Origin of the sequence: Hydrogenophaga sp. (assembly GCF_048549895.1) — a bacterium.
In the GTDB taxonomy this organism is placed as follows: domain Bacteria; phylum Pseudomonadota; class Gammaproteobacteria; order Burkholderiales; family Burkholderiaceae_C; genus Hydrogenophaga.
On sequence record NZ_JBLYYB010000211.1, the window covers coordinates 1 to 4,400 of the forward strand.

The 4,400-nt window shown below is 55.7% G+C and carries 4 protein-coding genes; 2 read left to right on the forward strand and 2 right to left on the reverse strand.

Annotated features, from left to right (window positions below; translation table 11 throughout):
• On the reverse strand, nt 1-873 hold an 873-nt coding region (locus ACN4F8_RS19840), incomplete at its 3' end, for a hypothetical protein (protein WP_419475153.1).
• A 446-nt stretch (nt 874-1,319) separates the two neighbouring features.
• Between ACN4F8_RS19840 and ACN4F8_RS19845 the strand changes: the two genes are divergently transcribed.
• Complete coding sequence (locus tag ACN4F8_RS19845) at nt 1,320-1,649, forward strand: hypothetical protein (RefSeq protein WP_419475154.1); 330 nt, start codon at nt 1,320-1,322, stop codon at nt 1,647-1,649.
• 122 nt (nt 1,650-1,771) lie between these two features.
• Nucleotides 1,772-2,893 carry a hypothetical protein gene (locus tag ACN4F8_RS19850; RefSeq protein ID WP_419475155.1) on the forward strand — a complete coding sequence of 374 codons (1,122 nt, stop codon included), beginning with the start codon at nt 1,772-1,774 and terminating at the stop codon, nt 2,891-2,893.
• A 166-nt stretch (nt 2,894-3,059) separates the two neighbouring features.
• On the opposite strand, the gene ACN4F8_RS19855 is transcribed toward ACN4F8_RS19850, so the two are convergent.
• The coding region (locus ACN4F8_RS19855) for a hypothetical protein (RefSeq protein WP_419475156.1) at nt 3,060-4,400 on the reverse strand (1,341 nt) is incomplete at its 5' end.

The following is a 4,400-nucleotide window of genomic DNA, read 5'->3' on the forward strand; positions in this document are numbered from 1 at the left end:
ACCGACTACCTGCTGAACTCGGCGCGAGATTTGGCCGTAGCCTGGGTATGGGTCGTCGGTCTTGTAGCCATCAACCATCGCAAAGACCCCGAAACCCACACTTACCAACAAGAGTAACCATGAATCGATTTCGCGCAGTTCTAGGGGACGTTGCCTCAAGGCTTCGAAAGCAGAATTCGCGGCGTCGGCGACCTGCGTCGTCATGGCATCACGGTAGTGCGCTATTCCCAGACCAACCGAAATAATCAAGGCAATTGCCGCCAAGGTGGCAAGAAGTCCAAATACCTTGTGAACGGGGCGACGATGATTCAGAAATCTGATGACCCACTTACCCGCCGAAAACGCAATGCCAACGTTGACGAGTGCCAGAACGATGGCGTAAGTCAGTCCACCCAGCCAGCCAGAATCAACCCCCTGGGCGAAAAACTTCGCATTGACTCCGCCCTCGAAAACAACCAGTGCTGCCAGGATGGCGTAGTACAGGAAAGCGGAGGCCCCAGCCGGCCAGTGCGCTTCTCGTTGGAGCTGATGAGTCTGTCGAAAATCATCAAGTTCTCGCTGGGCGTTGCGTGCCGAGGCGGCCAAAGCCTTGCGCTCGGAGTCGTGCTCGGTCAGCAAGGACGCGGCTTTGCGCTCAAATTCCTCGGCCGCACTCAACGCGCGGTTGACCTCTGCTGTGATGTTCAGCTTGCCCAGGTCCATGCTGAGCAGATTCATTCGAGCTACGGCCCAATCCAAGTACCCCTGGCGGTAGGTTTCGATTCTCTGGACAACTGCTGACTCAGGGCCTGTGAGGCTTTGCGCATCCGGCGAGGGAATCCCGCCCGCCCCGAGACGCTTGGCCTCCTCCTTCAGGCGCAGCTCTTGCGCCAATTTCGTCACATCTATGGGGTGAAGGTCAGGATGTCTGGGTGTTGGGACAGACCTGTTGCTCTTCGTGGCCCACTCTTTAAACCAAGCGAAAACCCCCATTCGGCTGTCTTTCTGTGCTTCTAGTTTGCGGGCGCCCCTGTAACGCCCAGTTGTGTCATTGTGTACTCAAACAGCCGATTCAGAGAAAGGGCGCCGCGTGAGTAGCCGCACGCACAAGCCTGTTTTCGTTGAATGTTGGATTTCTGTACGTGCCAGCCTTGGCGCCGCGTACGCGAGGCACTGTTTCAACAGGGGGCCCTGGTGGTCGCTCAAGATAACAGGGCCATCGGAAATTCAACCTCGCCGCGGGCGAGCATGGACTGGATGCCGCCCACTCTAAGTGGGCAAAAGGATTCGGTCGGTCTGGGCTCGCCCTCCCAATTTGTTCACACAAACGTCTTCTCGCCATGGAAAATTTGGTTTCTATGGACATAGGCAGCATTCACATCAAAGCTCTCAGGCGGCGCCTGCGACCTGCGCTCGACATCGTGGTGGCGCACCGCATTGCAAAGGGCCTTGTGCTCAATCTTGCCCAAGTCACAAAAGCACGGGACAGGCTCGAGCAAGGTGTTCTGCTGGCCCTTGAAGAGACCGAAGATTTGAAGATGCCAGAAGGCTGGTCATGGCAATTGGCTGCGGAGAATATTTCAGTCGAAGTTGCGTTTGTCCTGGTGCACGAACAAGAAGTCGAGTCGAACTCCCGGGAATCGAATGGGGGGCGAGCGGCTCAGCTGTGAGGAGATGAAGGCAAGGGCTGTCTTTCTCTGCAGAGTTCGAGCCATTAGCAGCGTGCTCCTCATTGCCCCTAAAGATTTGTGTAAAGCTCCTGCAGTTGAATGTTGTGGTGGAGCCGAATGCCATGAAGATTTCACGCGAAGAGCTGTACCGGCGGGTCTGGGAACTGCCGGTTGTCACACTTGCCAAGGAGTTCGACATTTCCGACGTCGGACTGTCCAAAGCCTGTCGAGCAAATGACATCCCGCTACCTCCGCGCGGCCACTGGGTGAAACTGCAGCATGGCAAGACGGTCACGAAACCCGCACTGCCACCCAGCACAGTTACAGCCGTGGTCATTGACGCGCCCCGGCATCGCCTTCCGGTGCCACCGAACCGAAAAAGGCCAGCCTCAGCCGAGCCACAAAAAATTGTCCTTGAAGCGCCTTCACCCTCGCACCAGCTCGCGCCGTTTGCAAAGGCCACCAAGCAACAGCTGGTGAGCGGCAAACCAACGCACGAACTCGTCCATCTCCACAAGAAGGACCTGTTCGATTGTCAGGTTTCCAGGGGAGCCATTGAAGAAGCATGTCAGTTGCTAGACGCCATCGAGAAGGCCGCGCCCGGCTACGCGTTGACCCTTGTGCCGGGCGAGAAAACTCTGGAGTTCGTGCACGACGGACAAGCAGTCGCCTTCCGCCTTTCCGAGCAATTCACCACCTCTCAGGAGCCTTTGCCTGGCAAGCAATACGCATCCTGGGAGCGGCCGCCTCTGGTCTACCACTTCACAGGCAAGTTCACGCTTGAACTTAGTGGGTACTTCGAGGGCAGAAAAAAATGGGCTGATGGCAAGCGGCAGCGCTTGGCAGACGTGCTCGTTGATTTCATGGAGGGGCTGGTGTTCGCGGCCAAGGCGCTCAAGCAGCGAAAAATCGAATTTGAAGAGCGGGACCGGCAATGGCGTGAGGAGGCAGAACGTCGTGCAGAGCGTGAACGAAGAGAAAAGGACCTGCTCGACTTTCGCAACAAGCTCCTCGCTGAGATTCAGGCGCAGCAGCAGCACGCAGAGCTCAAAGAATATGTGGAGAGCCTTCAGAGGGAGCTGAGCACATTCGTTGGACCTTTACCGGAGTCAACGAGGCAGTGGCTTGCAACAGCTGAGCTCTGGGCGCATGCCGCAGACCCAGTGCTGCAAAGAATGCGGCTTCTCGCTTCCGGCATCAAGATGGACTACTACTCGGGCTCATTCGGGCGGCCCGTGCCTTGAAGCGCAAAAGCGGTTTTGTATTACGAACTGCCGATTTGGAACCATGTTCTCTCGCTCGATGCGCGTAGGCAGTGAGCTTGCAATGAGCATCAAGGAACCCCCCCTTTACGTGATGCAAATTTCAAGAATCTTGAAGGGTCGAACTTGTCAGGCTTCAAGCATCCCGTTACCACAGATAAACCTCGTCTTCAACCAGTGATTTCGTGCCTGATGTAACTACAGAAACGAAGGCCCCGAAGCTCGCCACAGCCTGAACGACTCCACTTCCAGGATGCCGCCACTTTCCCACTTTGTCAGCTGCCGCCACACAGAATTTCGGCCGAATTTTGTCAAGAAGTTCTCGATGAAAGTTGTGCTCTGAACCGTGATGTGGAAGCGTTAAGGTCTGAACGTTTTCCAGCAGAGCCCCGAAGTGTTTGAAGAAACTCTTGCGTCGACTCTGCGTCTTTAAGTCCGCATCACCTGTTCCAAGCCATCCGCACCTCTTTGCATGCGGCCCCTCGAAGTATGACCCTGCTTGAAACGAGCGAACAAACACTCCATCCGATGAAGTGGGAGGTCGCGCGGGCCCCGAATACAAGCACATCGATGTGAGATTGAGGTCTTTCTCAACGTCCATATAGGCTTGTCGGAGAACCGACTCGTGCTTGGTAAGCAGTTCCAGGCGAAAGTTGGACTTTGCTGCCTCCGTCGCTAAATCTTCAACTGAAAGGAATAGCAACGCTGCAAGCTTTTCGAGGAATTCGCGCTCCTTGGTCTTTACTAATGGGTCGATGTACGGAGAAAACAGCCATTGGATGCTGTTTTTATCCGTGACGAGAAGACCTACGGTATCTGGCATCTCCAGCACATTGACTTGGTAGATGGGCCTGGCGTTATTTTTGGTTTGGTCAGTTGCAGGAGAAACCCGCTCTCCATCCGCTGGCCGGTGCTCACCTATGACACCAGAACCCACCGGCTTCCAGTCTTGCTGCTCGCCCATCAGAATCTGAGCGCCTGTTGGACTATCTCCATCTGTGTCGGGGTTCGCAAAAGGAGCATTTCCTTCCTGCGTCCCCCGTCTCACAAGGACGATGCGCGTGGGCTCGAGTTGAGTCAATGCCGCTATTGGGTCTGCAGTGAACTCCCTGTAAAAGTCATCGCTTGCTGCCAAGGGGTCTTCTACCGAGGTCCGAGCAAACGCAAATAGACGTTCCTCCACGCTGAGCAGTGGCATGAATACTGTTTCTACACGGAGGCCCGAGGTCGGGTCGAAGAGTTTACGCAGCCCATTGACGTGGTCGGCATGGGCATGACTTACAAACAGGAAATCTACCTTCGTCCAAATGCCCCATTGGCTGATGACTTTTGAAATCTCCCGGTCGCGTGCGGACGCGTACATTGTCATCGAGCCGCAATCAACGACATACTTAAGGCTACGCTGAACAAGTAGCCGATTTGAGCGATCCGCTGCCCAATGGGTCGCTGACGCGGGGAAGCCTCGCGGTTTGACCGCGTTCCCCGGCCA

Bases quoted from the DNA above. Each gene is read 5' to 3' on its own strand.
- ACN4F8_RS19850 (WP_419475155.1), top strand. From the start codon at position 1,772: ATGAAGATTTCACGCGAAGAGCTGTACCGGCGGGTCTGGGAACTGCCG.
- ACN4F8_RS19845 (WP_419475154.1), top strand. From the start codon at position 1,320: ATGGAAAATTTGGTTTCTATGGACATAGGCAGCATTCACATCAAAGCT.